The organism is bacterium (assembly GCA_028821235.1).
Taxonomy (GTDB): domain Bacteria; phylum Actinomycetota; class Acidimicrobiia; order Spongiisociales; family Spongiisociaceae; genus Spongiisocius.
This window is the reverse complement of record JAPPGV010000074.1, coordinates 1-15994: the sequence shown is the minus strand read 5'-3', so window position 1 is coordinate 15994 and position 15994 is coordinate 1. Positions and strand designations below refer to the sequence as shown.

Genomic DNA, 15994 nt, shown 5'->3' with positions numbered 1-15994 from the left:
GGGTGGGGAAATTCGCTGACCAACTCTGGGGAATTTCGCTGATCGCCATCATCCGCCACGACCCCGGCGAGCAACCGAACGTATGTACGGAGTCTATCCCGGGGTTTGGCTCCAGGAGTGGGATTGCGACCGAACAGGCAGGGATGATAAGGGGCCTGCTTCTCCCATCCGTCCGCGAGCCAGATTGGCTGGTCTCGTCCAGGCTGCCCTCCTGGGGTGCCGTTCGTGGGAGATATCCCTCGACTCTCGAAACCGGCCCTGACCTGTATCTGGTAGAGGAGGCCCGCCCGACAAACAAGGAGTCAGCACAGTTGGTGTTGGCGATCAACGAACTGCCTCGTGCAGAGTGCCCCCCTACACCGCAAAGAGTGCCGATCCGTGGGCGGATTGAGGGGGATTACCAGAGAGTATCCAATTCATACCGGGTACTACACCATTCATCACTCAGTGCCTCCGAGCTGACCGATGCTGAGCTACGGGGCAGGGCTTTATGCTGCCAGGCAACCGGATCGTCCCTGTACCCGCCGATCACTTCGGGCCTCCGCACCGGGGGCATCGGCAGAATCTCGGGTCTGCCAACACGGTATGTCGCCTGGGCTACGTTTGTGCAGGGGTTATGTATTCGGCCCAGGCGCCCATTAGGTCGCGGCGCCGTTGGAGTAGGTCACTTCTCGCATATGCCTGCTCGGCGGCGGACCCGACCCGATGCGCTAGGCATGCTTCTGCTACTTCTCGGACAGCACCTGTTTCTCCGCACCAGTCGCGAAAGGAGCTTCTCATCCCGTGTAGGGTTCCTTCGATCCCAAGGCTGCTCATCAGCTTCGCTAGTGCCCATGACGGGATCTCCCCACCTGACCTGGACAGAAACACAAGACCAGACCCGCTGCTGTACTCGCGGGCTTCGGCCAGCACGGCAACAGCCCTCGCAGACAGGGGCACCCTGTGCTGACGGCCAGCTTTCATCCGTTCTCCCGGAATGGTCCACAAACCGGTATCGAGGTCGACCTCCTCCCACACCGCTCCTCTCACCTCCCCGGAGCGGACCGCGGTGACGATCGCGAACTCGACAGCAAGACGCAGCAGCACATGCGCCTTCGCTTGGCGGATTCGCTCGATTGCATCTGCGACGTCTCGGTGCGGTAGCGCTCGGAGGTGTTTTCTGGCCCCGCCTTGTTTCGGCAACGCGGCAGTCACCGCATCACCCGCGGGATTGTCGGGACGGTGTCCCTCCGCAATGGACCACTTCATGATCGCGCTGATCCGTTGGCGGATCCGCTTGGCCGTCTGGGCTTTAGTGGTCCAAATGGGAGTTAGGCAGGCCATGACGTCCGCCGTGGTGACCTCATCGACCCGTTTAGAACCTATCGCTGGGAGTACATAGGTGTCGAGGCTGGAACGCCACTGTGCTTCGGATTTGCCTCCTGGTTTCCACTTGCCCGCGTGGAGAGCTATGACCGTCTCGGCTGCGGTCGCGAGAGTCGGAACCCCTCCGGTGCGCCGGGCCGCGGGGTCTTTGCCTTGCCTGGCTGTCTTGCGGTAATCAAAGGCTTGGGCTCGTGCTTCGGCCAGTCCCACATATGGGTAGCCCCCCAGCCCTAGGTCGCGTCGGCGGCCGTTGACGGTTCCACGCCAGATCCATTGTTTGGATCCGGATGGCTGGACACGGAGGATGAGGCCGTGTTGGTCGCCGTATTTGCCGGGTTTGGTCACTGAGCGAACGAACGCTGCGGTCAGCTTTGGCAATTCCCTCTCTTTTCTATCCCACTATATATCCCACACTCAGATGAAACTACCCGGAACGGGGAGGGTTGTCAAGGAACCTTGAGTTGTCCCAGGACCATCCGTCACAAGGGCGCGGCGATGGGAGCTAACCACACTTTAACCTGGGAGTTAATCAACTACTGAAACGGTAGGGAACTGTCAGGAACGCCGCGGATGCTTAGCTCCGGGGGTGGGACTTGAACCCACAACCAACGGATTAACAGTCCGCTGCTCTGCCGAATTGAGCTACCCCGGATGGATCGGCCCGCCATGGTACCAGCAGGTGGGCGGAATCCTGGGCGGATCAGGCGCCACTGAGGTAGCCCTCCATGCGGCGACCGCCTTTCTGGCTGCGCATCTTGCGCAGGGCTCGGGTCTCCAGTTGGCGGATGCGCTCCTTGGTCACTCCCATCCGGTCGCTGACCTCCTGGAGGGTCCTGATCCGGCCGTCGGCCAGCCCGAACCTCATCGTGATGACCTTACGTTCCCGTTCGTCCAAGCCTTCCAGCGCCAGGGCAACGCTCTCCTGCAGGAGTTTGAGGACCGCGCCATCTGCCGGCGCCCCCGCCGCATCCTCATCCTGGACGAAATGTGCGAGGGTCAGATCGTCGGAGTCGCCGACCTTGGCATCCAGGGACAGCATCCCGCTGGAGAGCTCGGCCAGCTTCAGGACCCGATCATCGGACAGATCCATCTCGGCGGCCAGCTCCTCGGTGGTGGGCTCGCGACCGGACTCCTGGTAGAGCCTCCGCCGGACGACGTCCAGCAGCCTCACCTGCTGCGCCAGGTTCTCGGGAACCCGGATGATCCTCTTCTGCTCGTTCAGAGCCCGGCTGACCGTCTGGCGGATCCACCAGACCGCGTAGGTCGAGAATTTGTAGCCCCTGCGGTAATCGAACTTGGCGGCCGCCCTCATCAGGCCCACGTTGCCCTCCTGGACGAGGTCCAGCATGGGAACCCCCGGGATGACGTACCGCTTCGCCACCGAGACGACCAGGCGGAGGTTGGCCTTCACCAGCATCTGCTCGGCCTCCTCGCCGCGGCGCGCTATCGCGGCCAGGCGCCGGTACTCGGCATCGGAGCGGAATCTTCCGGCGGCATCCAACTCGGCCATTCTGGCTCGGGCCTCGACCCCGGCATCCTTCGCCATTCCCAGGTCGACCTCCTGGCGAGGGGTGAGGAGCGGGACCCGGCCGATCTCGCGGAGGTACTGGTCGACCGGATCGGACAGGAACTCGGCATCCCCGGGCTCCGGATCGTCCCGCAGGCGATCCGGATCATCGTCCACCACCTCTATCCCGGCTGCCCGCACGGCGGCGAGCGCTTGGTCCAGTGCTGCGCCGGGGGCCCCGGCCTCATCAAGTTCCTTCTGGATCTCGGCGGAGGTGAGGAACCCCCGGCGCCTCCCCCGCTTCAGCAGTTCCTTGATCGCCCCCTGCGCGTCCGAGCCCAAACCTACTCCTTAAGCCGCCTCAGAATCCCCTTTCCTGTAACGCTATCAGTTCTGCAAGGGCTTGTGAATAGGCTTCCGGGTCTTTTTTCTGATCGATCCCTTCCAATATCACCAGAAGTTCGTCCTTACGGTGCCCCACCGCACGTCCTTCGAGATGTGACATGACATCTTCGAACGGCAGCAGCGGTGTGTCCATGACCGCCAGCCGGCGGGCCATCGCCGACATGGCCTGATCCTTGAGGCCGTCCAGCGGCACCGGGACCCCCTCTTCCAGGTGCTTTCCCTCCTCGAGCAACCAGCGAGCCAGGACGGCGGCCTGATCGTGTTCGAACAGGTCAGGGCTGACCCGGTCGCGCCCCGCGGTCCCCGCCATGAGGTGCCGGAGCAGGTCCCGTTCCGACCGATCCATGGCACCGGAGGCGACGGGCCGGGGCGCGGCGGGCCGTCCATCGGTTCGAGGGCGACCCTGGGACCGGCCTCCCCTGCCGGTGGCCGCATTCCTCCGGATCTCCGACTGGACGAGATCGATGCTCATGTGGGTGCGCCCGGCCACGTAGAGGGCATGCTGGTAGCGGGCCGCCTCATCGGGATGGCGGGCGATCAACTCCGCCGCCTCCCTCATCGCCCGGGTGCGCGCCTCCCTCTCCCCCAGGTTGTACTGCCCCAGCAGCCGGTTGAGCCGGAACTCGGTGATCGGGGCCGATCCGTCGACCGCCTCCCGGAGCAGGTCCCCCTTGTCCTCGAACACCAGGTCGGCCGGGTCGCGGCCCTCGGGCATCATTGCCACCCGCAGGTCGAGCCCCAGTTCGGAGGTGATGCGCAGATCGTCCCCGCGCACGGCGGCGCCGGCGCCCGCCGCGTCGGCGTCGAAAGCCAGGACGATGCGGCTCGAGAAACGGCGGAGCAGGTCGAAATGGGCCTCACCGAGCGCCGTCCCGCAGGTGGCCACCGCCAGGGGCAGATCGGCCAGGTGAAAGGCGATCACATCCGTATAACCCTCGACCACCACCCCCAACTCCTCCCGGCTGATGGCGGACCGGGCCTTGTCCAGGCCGTACAGGAGCTCGCTCTTCTTGTAGAGCGGGGTCTCGGGGGTGTTCAGGTACTTGGGCCCCTCGCCGCGCAGGAGGCGGGCCCCGAACCCGACCATCTCCCCGCGCACGTTGTGGATGGGGAAGATCAGCCGGCCCCTCATCTGGTCGATGAGGCGCCCCCGCCCCACCCTCCTTGCCAGGCCGGCCGCGAGGATGTCCGAATCCTTGTGTCCCTTGCCGCGCAGGTGGGAGACCAGGGCTTCGGCTTGGTCGGGTGCGTAGCCGAGCTCGAACCGGTCCACCACCTCGACGCCGTAGTTGCGACCCCGCACGTAGGACCGGGCATGGCCGGCATCGGGGGCGGACTTGAGGCGGTCCTGGTAGTAGCGACCCGCCTCGGCCACCGCTTCGACCAGCCGGGAACGCCGTTCCCGCTGCTGCGCCGCCCGGGGGTCGCGCCGGATGACGATGCCGGCCCGATCCGCCAACATCTCCAAGGCCTCGACGAACGACAACCCCTGGGTCTCCTGGACGAAGGTGAAGACGTCCCCGCCCACGCCGCAGCCGAAGCAGTGGTAGAGGCCGCGGGCCGGGTCGATCGAGAGTGAAGGGGTCTTCTCCGAATGGAAGGGGCACAGGGCCTTGAAGCTGCCCCGGACCTTCCTGACGGTGGTCACTCCCTCGAACAGCTCGACCAGGTTGACCGCTTGTCGGATGCGCTCCAGGTCGTCGCGATCGGCTGCCATACCTTGCGAGTGTACGTCTCCGGGCCGGTGCCCGGGGCTCAGACCCCTACCGCGACGGCCACCAGGTCTATCACCAGCAGTATCTCGTCCGCCACGTCGCTCACGCTGGGAACGTCCGGGATGGTCAGGCCGAAGTCTGATCTCAGCACCGTGGCGGTTCCGTCCACCTCGACCCTGTCGGCGGACACCACCGTCACTGCGGTGTCGAAGGTCACGAGCCGGGCCTCGCCGCTCAGGATGAAGGTGCCCGTGATGCGGAGCGGTACCTGATCGCCCACCGTCACGCTGTCCGGGAGCCCCTCGACACCGGTCGGCTCGAAGGTGGCGAACTCGTTCTCGTCGCGGGAGGACCCGAGGATTGGCCCCCGGATGGCCCTGTCCCGGAATCCGGAGTCGGTGGCCAGGGTGCGGACGTTGATCACGATCGTCCCCAACTGCGAGGCGGACGGACTGTCGAAGTCGATCAGAACCTCCCCCGCCACCTCTGTGGTGACCCCCACCACCCGGAACGGACTGCCGTTGAGGATCTCGTCGATCTCGAAGCTGACGGAGGACTCCGCCTTGTCGATCCGGTAAAGGATGGCGGAGGCGCCCTCGTCAGGCGCCGGCTCGGTGGCTTCGGTGCTGTCGGGGGCCGCGGTGGTCTCCACCGGGACGGACGTGGCGGCGGTCGTGGCGGGGGCAGTGGTAGCGGGGGCGGTCGTGGCGGCGGACGTGATGGGAGGGGCGGTCACCTCGGTGCTGGGCTCGCCGCTGCCGCCGGAGAACCACACGTAGGCCGCGGCGCCCAGAACCAGCACCACTATCGCCGCCAGCGCGAGACCGATCCGCCGAGCCGTCCGCATCGCCCCTCCTAACCGGCGCCGAGGCGCTCGCCCAGGTAATTGCGGAGTTGCCCGATCCCGACCCGATCCTGGGCCATCGTGTCCCGATCCCGGACCGTGACCGCTCCGTCATCCAGCGTGTCGAAGTCGACCGTGACGCAGTAGGGCGTCCCGATCTCGTCCTGGCGGCGGTAGCGCCTCCCGATCGCCTGGGTGACATCGACCTCGATGTCCCAGTGGGGACGGAGCGCGTCGGCCACCCGTCCCGTCACCTCCACCAGGTCGGGCTTCTTCGAGAGCGGGAGCACGGCCACCTTGACCGGAGCGAGGCGGGAGTCGAGCCTCAGCACCGTGCGGGGGGCGTCGCGCACCGTCTCTGTGTGGTAGGCGTCGATCAGGAAGGCGAAGGCCGCCCGGGTGGCTCCGGCCGCCGGCTCGATCACGTAGGGGAAGAGGCGCTCACCGGCCGCCTGGTCGAAGTAGCGCAGGTCCTTCCCCGAGGCTTTCGAATGCTGGCGCAGATCGAAGTCGGTCCGGTTGGCGATACCCTCCAACTCGTCCCATCCCCACGGGAACCGGTATTCCACGTCGTAGGTGGCGACCGCGTAGTGGGCCAGCTCGTCCTCGGTGTGGCTGCGCAGCCTGATGTTGCCGGGTTTCATGCCCAGGTCCAGGTACCACTGATGCCTCTCCTCCACCCAGTATTCGAACCAGCCGTCGGCGTGATCGGGGTGGGTGAAGAACTCCATCTCCATCTGCTCGAACTCCCTGGTGCGGAAGACGAACTGTCCCGGAGTGATCTCGTTGCGGAACGACTTGCCGAGCTGGGCGATCCCGAACGGGAGCTTGAGCCGGGCCACCCGCCGCACGTTCTCGAAGTTGGTGAAAATGCCCTGGGCGGTCTCGGGACGCAGGTAGACCAGGTTGGAGTCGGAGGCGACCGGGCCCATATGGGTCCTGAACATCAGGTTGAAGTCGCGGGCATCGGTGAAGGAACCGCGGGTGCCGCAGGTGGGACACCGGTCCGGGTCTTCCAGCCGGTCGAACCGGTGCCGGGCATGGCAGGAGACGCACTCCACCAGAGGGTCGTTGAACTGGCCCACGTGCCCTGAGGCCTCCCAGACCTGGGGCGACTGGATGATCGCCGAATCGAGCCCGACCACGTCGTCGCGCAGCTGCACCATCGACCGCCACCATGCCTCCTTCACGTTGCGGAGAAGGGCCACGCCGAGAGGCCCGTAGTCGTAGGCCGACCGGAGACCGCCGTAGATCTCCGATGCTCTGAAGACGAAGCCGCGCTTGGTGGCGAGGTTCACGATCGTCTCGAAGCTGGGAGCGGTCATCAGGACTCAACCGGGAGAGGGTACGGGACCGGGACGATGGTACCCGGCCCCGGCCGACTAGCCAGCGACCTCGGCGGGGTGGTCTATGAAGATGCTGAGGTGTTGGCCTACGTCCTCAGCCCTACCACTATGACGTCGTCGTCACAAAGGTCAGCGAAGCAGGGCGCGAGCTTCCAATCGAGCTTTCTCGACTTCAGCGTTCATCCAGCGTGATCGGCGATGAGCGCTTGCAATCTAGTGGATTGGTCCACTATCCACTCAGCAGCTTCAGGCCACTCGTCATCGTTGTCGCGTGTCCAGTCTCTACGAACAAATACGGATCTGCCTTTCGAGCCTGCTCGTTCAGCATCGCCGTGGAGTATCTGATCACCCATTTGTCGGCGAATCATCCGTGAATAACTCCGCATCCGTGCAGCTCTCTGCGGTGAGGCCTGGTATTGCCCCGACCTGACCCACAGGGAGAGCCGTTCTGAACCCACGAAGATCCCGACGCCGTCGCCCTGCGAGTTGTGGGAAGCTGTCCATTGAACCTCGCCTTGCCATGAGTCCTTCTGTCCCGGAACGCCCCCCGTGTGCTCCCTCAGGAAACTCCAGAAATCCTGTGCTCGGCCCTTCCTCGTTCCTTCCACGTCAACCGCCACGTTGCACCGCTCGCCCATCTTTCGGCAACGTTTGGCACTGGCGCCATAGTTCTTCATATACGGATACAGCACGTACTCGGGATGGCCGGGTATGGCGCGCATAGTCATACTGCCCGCCTTGGTTCCAGGCGGATAGCGGGTGGCGAGATGGATGTTCGGACGGATCGCGTCTCCGGACAGCCTTTCGGCGTTCTCTGGATCGAGGCTCAGCAACGCTGCTGCCACGTTCAGGACCATCTGGCTCGCTGCGCTCTCGCCATGCCAGGGTCCATCTCCGATGCGCCACCTGAGGCTCTCGTCAGATACTCGAGCCCCGGCCTTGTCCTGCCACGGCCATCGCTTCAGCGCGATCTGTGCAAGGTATTCTGAGCGCCGTCGGAGAGCAGCTTGGTCCCATTTGTCTTCGTCCGCGAGGCGGTTTGTGATTCCGATCGGGCTGCCTTTGTAGACCTCACGCTTGGCGTCAAAGGAACCGGCGCCCATTCCGGAGTTGGTGACATCGCCGCTCAAGGTCAGGTTCGCCATCAGGTCCCGGTATTGCCCGTGAACGTCTTCGGCGTCCTCGCCAAGGTCCTGCCTCCACTCGGCCGTGAGCTTGCGCGGCATTACGTGCTCTACGGTCAGACGGTCTCTAGACGGTGCCTCTTCACCATGTTCTTCTTCCATTAACGCACACAAGACCGCAAACGTCGACCGGGTCGCGGCTCCACCATAAGCCTTACGTTGTCGAACCCCTTCGCGGACGTCTTCATCCACAGGGACCCCACGACGGGTATTCCGGAGCTTCCGGATCCGCCCGAGCCAATGCCCGGCATAGTCTTCGTCCTGCTTAGGTCCGGGCCGGTAGGCCAACTTCGTAGCAGTTGTGTTCATCCCAGGGATCGAGCCGTTGGCCAACCAGAGGCGAGTGATCCAGGTTCCTATCCCCTCCAGAACTGCGGCCAACGCGTCATCTGTTGCTCCCGGATGTGTTCCCTGCTCAACGTCATCGAGAAGTCGCAATGTCAGGGGGCGGTGAGTGTGGAGTCCCATTGCACGAAGGTGCCGAAGCGGTCGTTCCACTCTTCGGTTCGGATGGATGCCAGCCGAACCTCTCAGAATGCCGTAGAGCTTCGCCAACCGTGTTAACTCGTGGCAGAGCGCCGGGCGGTCCCGGTCGTGCCCCTCGCGAACGGCCCATCGGCGAAATTCGTCATGGACGCGCCCGATTCCCAGGTTCTTGCCAATGCGCATGCGCAGGAAGTCGCGCAAGAACAGATCTACCGGAACGGTGGTGTGTTCAGCACCGAGGCTCTTCTCCATCTTGATCCAGTAGTTGTCGTGAAGGTCCTGTTGATCCTCATCCTCCAGGCCCATCAGCAGCCAGTTCTTGACTTTCTCGCTTTCTGTCAGTGGGCGACCGGTGGCGTTCAGACTCTCGAAGATCTGCTGTGGGTCGTCTGTGGGACCCAATCCGATACTGACCACCCTGAACCGCTCAATGCCCTCGAGGAGGCTGGACACGTCGTGCTTGTTGACTAACCGGCGCGTGATTCGCCAGGCCTGGGTTACCGCACCGGGGCCGTGAGGGTTGCCCTCGAGTCCCCGACGGTACTCCTCTTCATCGCCGTCCTGAAGCCTTAGCTTGCGGTGCTTCAGCGGACCAACATCGTCGTTGGTCAGCCGTTTGCGGAGGAGGTTGGCGTTCCATTCACCGCTGTTACGGGTGCCCAGGCGATCTGCGATGCAAGCCAGAAGAATGCTTACGGTTGTCAGCCTCTGCTGGCCGTCGATGACGCGATGCGTCGGGACGACTCCAGCCGACGCGGGCTCAGGAAACGTAAGGAGAGCACCTCCGTAGTGGGCCGCTCCTGGTTGGTCGGTTGTGGCGATCGCCAGGAGGTCCTCTACCAAGCGCTCGATATCTTCCGCGCCCCAGCAGTAGCGACGCTGCCACCGCGGTACTACGTATTGAACAGCCCCGTTCAGGAGCTGCAGGAACGGGATGTGATTGGCTTGCATGAGGTCTTAACTCCGGACTGCCGTGAGTTTTCGTACATTACCCCCCACAGAGGGGGGCAGCCTCGACAAGTAAGGACGGACCTCCTAGGGAGGGCTGTTCGGGAGGGCGCCGCCGAAACGCCTGCGGCGGCGCTGGTACTCGACCACGGCGTCGACCAGGTGCTGGGCGCCGAACTCCGGCCACAGCGTTTCGGTGAAGACCAGCTCGGAATAGGCGCTGCCCCAGAGCAGGAAGTTGGATATCCGCATCTCGCCCGAGGTGCGGACGATCAGGTCCGGATCGGGCATGCCGGGAACGTACAGGCGCTCGGCGATGTCTTCCTCAGTGATCTCACCGGGTTCCCGCCGCCCTTCCCACACTTCGGCCGCCAGTGCTTGGACGGCGCGGGCGATCTCCGCCCGTCCCCCGTAGTTGAAGGCCAGCACCAGGCTCAGGCGGCGGTTGGAGGCGGTGCGCTGCTCCGCATCCTGCATCAGCGTCCGGTTGCGATCGGGAATGCGTGGATCGGCCAGGTCACCGGCGAAGCAGATCCGGACCCCCATGTCCGCCAGGGAGTCCAGCCGGCGCAGCAGTATGTCCTCGTTGAACCACATGAGGAACGAGACCTCATCCGGGTGGCGGGTCCAGTTCTCCGTGGAGAACGTGTAGGCGGAGAGCCAGCTCAGGCCGATCTCCAGCGCCCCTTCCACGCAATCGAACAGCACGGTCTCGCCGGCTGCGTGACCGCCGGTGCGTGGCAGGTTGCGGGCCAACGCCCAACGTCCGTTTCCATCCATGATGAGGCCGACGTGGGCGGGGAGCCGGCTCCGGTCGAGACGGCTCAGGTCGAGGCCGGCCGCGCCCACCGCCGATCCCCCGCTCACCGGGGGCCCCGACCGACGCTGAAGGCAAGGCCGCCCAACCCCGACTCGATGTGGTACTCCACGAACCTCCGCACCAGACCCACCGCGTCGGGAGCGAGGTCGCTGTCGGGGGTGGTGAAGCCGGACAGGTCGGCTGCCGCGAGGCGGGCCAGGTGCTCGGTCAGACCCTCCCGCAACCGGAAGGTTCCCCCGGCGTCGCAGCGTTCGCAGATCAGGCCCCCGCCCGCCATGCTGAACCGGCCGAGGCGGTTCCGGGCGCCGCAGGCCGCGCAGTGCTCGAGGGCCGGGGCCTGGCCGATGGCCTGCGACAGCTTGAGCAGGAAGGATGCCAGCAGGTCCATACCGCCGGCCCCCTCCTCCAAGGCGCGAAGCCCCCGCAGGAGAAGTAGGAATGTCCGGTGCGAGGGCTCCTCCTCCACCACCACCTTGCCCACCGCCTCCGCCATGGTGCCGGCCACCATCACCGCGTCGAGGTCCTGGCGGAGCCTGGGGAAGGCCTCGATCACCGCCACCTGGGTCACCGTGGCCAGGTTGCGGCCCTGGTACAGGACCAGATCGACGTGGGTGAGGGGTTCGAGCCGTCCCCCGAACCGGCTCCTGGTCCTCCGGACACCCTTGGCGACCGCCCTCACCTGGCCATGATTGGGGCTGATGATGACCAGGACGCGGTCGGCCTCACCGAACGGGTAGCCGCGCAGGACGATTCCCTGATCGTGGCGGATCGACATTCCTCTCCCCGGATCGCAGCCAGAGCGCGTGTCCGGCGAGGGTACCCGGCCGTCCGCGGATATCCGGTTATGGTGGTCATGTGGCGCTTCTGGACGCATCCGAGAGACAGGCCTTCCTCGAATCCCATCCGGGCTGGGAGATAGAGGATGAGACGATCTCCAGGACCTTCGTCCTCGCCGACTTCGCCTCGGCCATCGGCTTCGTGGCCTCGGTGGGGGTGGTGGCCGAGCGGGCCTTCCACCACCCCGACATCGACCTCCGCTACCGGCGGGTCACCATCTCCCTGACCACCCACGACCAGGGCGGCCTCACCCGCAAGGACACCGATCTGGCCGCCCGGATCGACCGCCTCGCCTCCTGAAACGAACCTCTGCCAACTAGCCGAGCGCGTATAACCTGAACTCGTGAGCAGTGGAAGGCTTCTCGTAGTCGAGGACGACCAGGAGGTCCGCCGGTCGCTGCGCCGAGCCCTCCGATTGGAGGGGTACGAGGTGACCACTGCCAGAGACGGTTTGGCGGGGCTCGAACAGCTGGCCATCCATCCCGCCGACGCCATCATTCTGGACGTCATGATGCCCCGCCTGGACGGGCTGGGGATGGCTCGGCACCTCCGGGCCCTCGGCGACAGCACGCCCATCCTGATGCTCACCGCCCGCCACGACGTCTCGGACCGGGTGGACGGCTTGGACGCCGGCGCCGACGACTACCTGGTGAAGCCGTTCGCCCTGGACGAGCTGCTGGCCAGGATCAGGGCTCTGCTCCGCCGCAGCGGGGCTTCCGACAGCGACGACACCCTCCAACTCGCAGACCTCACCCTCAATCCCGCCACCAGGCAGGTCCACAGAAGTGACCGCGAGGTTCAGCTGACCAAGACCGAGTTCGACCTGCTGGAGCTACTGCTGGTCAACAGCAGGATCGTGCTGTCTCGGGACGTGATCATGGACCGCATCTGGGGCTACTCCTTCGAGACCTCCTCGAACCCCCTGGAGGTCTACATCGGATACGTGCGGCGCAAGCTCGAGGCCGGCGGGGAGCCTCGCCTCGTCCACACCGTGCGGGGGGTCGGATACGTGGCAAGGGAGCCATGAGCCTGCGCTGGCGATGGGCGGTGGGTCTGGGCCTGGTGGCAACCCTCGCCATCGGCCTGATGACGGTGGCAGCCATAGTCTCTGTGGAGCGTCGGCTGCGCGGAGCCATGGACGAGGACCTCCGCGGGCGGGCTACCCAGGTCCACGAGCTGACCGGACGCCTGTTCGAGCAGGGTGAGGAACAGCGCGAGGAAGTGCTGCCCCGGATCGTCAACGACGCCGCCGTCCAGGTCTTCGACGAGGACGGGGCCGTGCTGCTCAGGGTGGGTCCGGCGGGTGTCACCCCGCCCGTCGAGGCCACCGACCTGGAGGTGGTGGCAGGCGCCAGGCCTACCTTCCTCCGGGACGTCCGCATCGGCGACAACCTGTACCGCATGATCACGGTTCGGATACAGCTCCGGGAGACCACTCCGAGCATGGTGGTCGCGGTCCAGATACTGGCCGACCAGTCCCAGCTCGAGAGCAACCTGGCGGCTCTGACCGGGCGACTCCTCTCCATCGGCGCCGTCGGAGTCCTGCTGGTGGCCCTCACCGGCTGGATCATGGCCTCGCGAGCGGTACGCCCGATCAGCGATCTGACCCATGCCGCCGAACACGTCGCCACCACCGAGGACCTGTCCGCCGGGGAACGCCTCGACCTCTCGGCCCCTGCCGAGATCGGACGCCTCGCCACCGCCTTCCGCTCGATGCTCAACTCCCTCCGCGTCTCGCGCCAGGAGCAGCAACGGCTGGTCTCCGACGCCGGGCACGAGTTCCGGACTCCGATCACCGCCCTCAAGACCAACCTGGAGGTTCTCCGGCGCCAGGACCACCGGCTCAGCGAGGAGGAGCAGGACGAGCTGATCGAGGCGGCGCTCCGAGAGTCCAACCAGCTGGCCCAACTCGCCGCCGAGTTGGTGGACCTGACCTCCGATGTACGTCATGCCGCGGAGCCGATCCAGGACGTAGACCTGGGAACGCTGGCGCGGGAGCTCCGCTCGCGCTACGTCCGAGTCCCAGGTAAGGAGGTCACCGTCGCAGGTGGGAGCTCGGTGGTCACCGGACGGCGGACGCAGTTGGAGCGGGCCATGAGCAACCTGGCCGACAACGGGATCAAATGGGCTGAGCGCCGGGTCGAGATCGTGGTCGAAGGGGGAACGTTCACCGTGCGGGACGACGGCCCCGGCATCCCCGCGGAGGATCTGCCGCACGTCTTCCGGCGTTTCTACCGGTCGGCAGAGGCCCGTACGATGCCCGGATCCGGGCTCGGGCTGGCGATAGTGGACCACCTGATCAGCGCCAACGGAGGAACGGTATTCGCGAGAAACTCCGCCGATGGCGGAGCTGAGGTGGGGTTCACCCTGCCTCCGGCGGAGGGAGGCAAGTCCGGAGGCAGGGTGAACTGAGGTTGGCCCTGGTACGGCGGCTTGGCTTCACTCCCGGGGAAGGGGTTGCGGCGAGCCTGCCGGAGTCCCCTCCCCCGTTCTGTCCTTGCGGGCCTCACCGGGCTCTGCGGCCGGCACGATTTCGACATGGGCCAAGGCCACGGCGGCACCGGCAACCAGTACCGCCGCTCCTATGAGTAGGGCTAATCGCATTCCGGGTCCTTCCTGTCGCATCTGTCGGGATCAACATGGAGCCCCGGTCTGTGATTTCCCTGAGAGGAACCTGAGAAAACCCTGAGAATCTCCCTCTCCCGACCGAGCCGGATGCGGCACCCGCGAGTACGTGGACCGGTTCCACCACCGGAGACCCTCGAGACCCCATCGGGCACCTGCCACCGGTGTACCGAGGCCAACTACCATCCTGAGCACGCCCCGGCACCACTGGCGGGACTCAGGCAATCACTCTCCGGCAGATCTTGGCGCGGTTCACCCGGGACGGCCACGTACGCTGAACCACCGCGACCACGGCCAACAGTCGACGACCCACAAGGAGGGTGGAGCGGCTGAGCGCTCCCGTGACGGTGGCACGATCACGCCAAGACACGCGCAGAGAGTTAACCCGATGATCCGACAGAACCCGCTATTCGACCAGCCTCTCGAGTCCAACGATCCCTTCGGGCTCTCCAAGCTGTCGCTGAGGCGCTACTCGGTCCAGTACCTGCTCATGGTGCTCGTCGTCATAGGCCTTCTGGTAGCCACCAATGTCCAGGCTGCCCTGCACGGCAACCTCACATTGAGGATCCTGGCCGGAACGATGCTCGGCGTGACGCTCGCGAAGACCGTCTTCCTCATCTACGTCGGCAGCCGGACCATCGCCGTCGAAGCCTGGATCCGGCGCCTGGGAATGGGTGACTTCGAGTACAGGATCGAACCCAGGGGCCGCGACGAGGTCTCGAAGTCCTGCGAGGCCCTCGAGACGCTCCGGCAGAGTTCCATCCGGGCGATGCAGTTGGACCTCGTGCAAGAGCTCTCAGATGAGCTGCGGGAGAAGAACCTCGCTCTGGAAGACACCCTCGACGAGTTGAAGAGCGCCCAGGACCGGATCATCAGCCAGCAGAAGCTGGCCGAGTTGGGAGAACTGTCCGCCGGTGTAGCCCACGAGATCCGCAACCCGCTCCAGTTCATACGGAACTTCGCGAGCTCCTCCCGGATCATGGCGCACGAGGTCGGGGAGATGTCGAGACGGCCCGAGATCGAAGATCCCGACGAAATGGACCACTTGACCGGCGCCATCGGCGAGAACATGGAACGGATCGTCTCTCACACGGACAGGGCGGACCGGATCATCGCCGACATGCTGGCCATGGGACGTAGGAGCACCGGGACCTTCGGTTCTGTCGATCTGAACAGGCTCATAGCGGAACAGGCCCGCCTAGCCCATCAGGCGGTACAGGCCCAGATCCCAGGCTTCGACGCCAATGTCCGCCTCGACCTCGATCCGGACCTGGGACCGGTTCTCGGGGTGGAGGAGGACCTGGCGCGCCTCTTCGCCAATCTGGTGACCAACGCCTGCCACGCCATGGCGGAACGGGCCGCCGCCTCGGGTGACGGGTTCGAGCCCGAACTGGGCATCGAGACCCGGCGGACCCCGGATGGCGCGTCCATCCGGGTCCGGGACAACGGCATGGGCATGACCACGGAGGTCATGTCAAGGATCTTCAACCCCTTCTTCACCACCAAGGCGGGTAGCAGGCACACGGGACTGGGAATGACCTTGTCCCACGACATCGTCCGGGAGCACGGAGGGGAAATCACACCGGTCTCCGAACCCGGGGAGTACACGATCATGACGGTGCGACTGCCCCGGAGCCCGGAGAACCAGGAGTCCCCGGCCGGGTCCACTCCGTCCCTGTCGCGCCACCTCCAGGATGGGGACTAGCGGCCGGCAGACCCTCGATCCCTTGCGACCCTCGTCTAGAGGTCGAAGGGCGTGTCCGTGAAGAAGTCGCTCACCCTGGGGGTGCTGCTCGGGGCCTTGGGAGCGGCGATGCCCAGGCGGGACCGCACCGCCCTGTAACCGCCGTCCTCCAGCTCGTCCGCGAGCTCCGGCCCTCCGGAGTCGACGATGGCGCCGTCCATCATGATG

13 protein-coding genes and 1 tRNA gene are annotated in these 15994 nt (G+C 65.5%); 4 read left to right on the top strand and 10 right to left on the bottom strand.

Going from position 1 to position 15994, the window contains the following annotated elements; all coding sequences use genetic code 11:
• Nucleotides 1–597: 597 nt before the first annotated feature.
• The 9 genes from OXK16_07840 to recO all read right to left on the bottom strand — a co-directional run bounded on the left by OXK16_07840 (nt 598) and on the right by recO (nt 11395).
• Nucleotides 598–1743 (bottom strand): integrase arm-type DNA-binding domain-containing protein, encoded by a 1146-nt coding sequence (locus tag OXK16_07840; protein MDE0375855.1) that lies wholly within the window; start codon nt 1741–1743, stop codon nt 598–600.
• Nucleotides 1744–1943: 200 nt separating this feature from the next.
• Nucleotides 1944–2017, bottom strand: a tRNA-Asn gene (locus tag OXK16_07835).
• A 48-nt stretch (nt 2018–2065) separates the two neighbouring features.
• Complete coding sequence (locus tag OXK16_07830; protein MDE0375854.1) at nt 2066–3214, bottom strand: sigma-70 family RNA polymerase sigma factor; 1149 nt, start codon at nt 3212–3214, stop codon at nt 2066–2068.
• Nucleotides 3215–3233: 19 nt separating this feature from the next.
• A complete protein-coding gene (dnaG, locus tag OXK16_07825) occupies nt 3234–4994 on the bottom strand; it encodes a DNA primase (GenBank protein ID MDE0375853.1) in 1761 nt (586 codons plus the stop codon).
• Nucleotides 4995–5032: 38 nt separating this feature from the next.
• Nucleotides 5033–5839 carry a YceI family protein gene (locus OXK16_07820; GenBank protein ID MDE0375852.1) on the bottom strand — a complete coding sequence of 269 codons (807 nt, stop codon included), beginning with the start codon at nt 5837–5839 and terminating at the stop codon, nt 5033–5035.
• Between the two features lie 8 nt (nt 5840–5847).
• Nucleotides 5848–7161 carry a glycine--tRNA ligase gene (locus tag OXK16_07815; GenBank protein ID MDE0375851.1) on the bottom strand — a complete coding sequence of 438 codons (1314 nt, stop codon included), beginning with the start codon at nt 7159–7161 and terminating at the stop codon, nt 5848–5850.
• 200 nt (nt 7162–7361) lie between these two features.
• Nucleotides 7362–9803, bottom strand: a complete 2442-nt coding sequence (locus OXK16_07810) for a DUF262 domain-containing HNH endonuclease family protein (GenBank protein ID MDE0375850.1) — start codon at nt 9801–9803, stop codon at nt 7362–7364.
• A gap of 84 nt (nt 9804–9887) precedes the next feature.
• Nucleotides 9888–10667, bottom strand: a complete 780-nt coding sequence (gene uppS / locus OXK16_07805; protein MDE0375849.1) for a polyprenyl diphosphate synthase — start codon at nt 10665–10667, stop codon at nt 9888–9890.
• Complete coding sequence (gene recO, locus OXK16_07800) at nt 10664–11395, bottom strand: DNA repair protein RecO (protein MDE0375848.1); 732 nt, start codon at nt 11393–11395, stop codon at nt 10664–10666. Before recO ends, uppS begins: the two co-directional genes overlap by 4 nt.
• Before the next feature lie 80 nt (nt 11396–11475).
• Between recO and OXK16_07795 the strand changes: the two genes are divergently transcribed.
• The 3 genes from OXK16_07795 to OXK16_07785 are packed head-to-tail and all read left to right on the top strand — an operon-like array spanning nt 11476 to nt 13869.
• Entirely contained in the window at nt 11476–11757 is a 282-nt protein-coding gene (locus OXK16_07795) for a 4a-hydroxytetrahydrobiopterin dehydratase (protein ID MDE0375847.1), read from the top strand.
• Nucleotides 11758–11800: 43 nt separating this feature from the next.
• Nucleotides 11801–12484, top strand: coding sequence for a response regulator transcription factor (locus OXK16_07790; protein MDE0375846.1), 684 nt, complete (start codon nt 11801–11803; stop codon nt 12482–12484).
• Entirely contained in the window at nt 12481–13869 is a 1389-nt protein-coding gene (locus tag OXK16_07785; protein ID MDE0375845.1) for a HAMP domain-containing sensor histidine kinase, read from the top strand. Before OXK16_07790 ends, OXK16_07785 begins: the two co-directional genes overlap by 4 nt.
• Nucleotides 13870–13896: 27 nt before the next feature.
• Here OXK16_07785 and OXK16_07780 read toward each other — a convergent pair whose 3' ends face one another.
• The gene (locus tag OXK16_07780; protein MDE0375844.1) at nt 13897–14061 is read right to left on the bottom strand and encodes a hypothetical protein; all 165 of its coding nucleotides are present in this window, start codon (nt 14059–14061) and stop codon (nt 13897–13899) included.
• A 409-nt stretch (nt 14062–14470) separates the two neighbouring features.
• Between OXK16_07780 and OXK16_07775 the strand changes: the two genes are divergently transcribed.
• Entirely contained in the window at nt 14471–15787 is a 1317-nt protein-coding gene (locus tag OXK16_07775; GenBank protein ID MDE0375843.1) for an ATP-binding protein, read from the top strand.
• Nucleotides 15788–15994: the final 207 nt, after the last annotated feature.

What these genes read in the sequence shown, in the direction of transcription:
- OXK16_07785 (MDE0375845.1), top strand. Translation starts at nt 12,481, where the DNA reads ATGAGCCTGCGCTGGCGATGGGCGGTGGGTCTGGGCCTGGTGGCAACC.
- OXK16_07780 (MDE0375844.1), bottom strand. Translation starts at nt 14,061, where the DNA reads ATGCGATTAGCCCTACTCATAGGAGCGGCGGTACTGGTTGCCGGTGCC.
- OXK16_07775 (MDE0375843.1), top strand. Translation starts at nt 14,471, where the DNA reads ATGATCCGACAGAACCCGCTATTCGACCAGCCTCTCGAGTCCAACGAT.
- OXK16_07815 (MDE0375851.1), bottom strand. Translation starts at nt 7,161, where the DNA reads ATGACCGCTCCCAGCTTCGAGACGATCGTGAACCTCGCCACCAAGCGC.
- recO (MDE0375848.1), bottom strand. Translation starts at nt 11,395, where the DNA reads ATGTCGATCCGCCACGATCAGGGAATCGTCCTGCGCGGCTACCCGTTC.
- OXK16_07820 (MDE0375852.1), bottom strand. Translation starts at nt 5,839, where the DNA reads ATGCGGACGGCTCGGCGGATCGGTCTCGCGCTGGCGGCGATAGTGGTG.
- dnaG (MDE0375853.1), bottom strand. Translation starts at nt 4,994, where the DNA reads ATGGCAGCCGATCGCGACGACCTGGAGCGCATCCGACAAGCGGTCAAC.
- OXK16_07810 (MDE0375850.1), bottom strand. Translation starts at nt 9,803, where the DNA reads ATGCAAGCCAATCACATCCCGTTCCTGCAGCTCCTGAACGGGGCTGTT.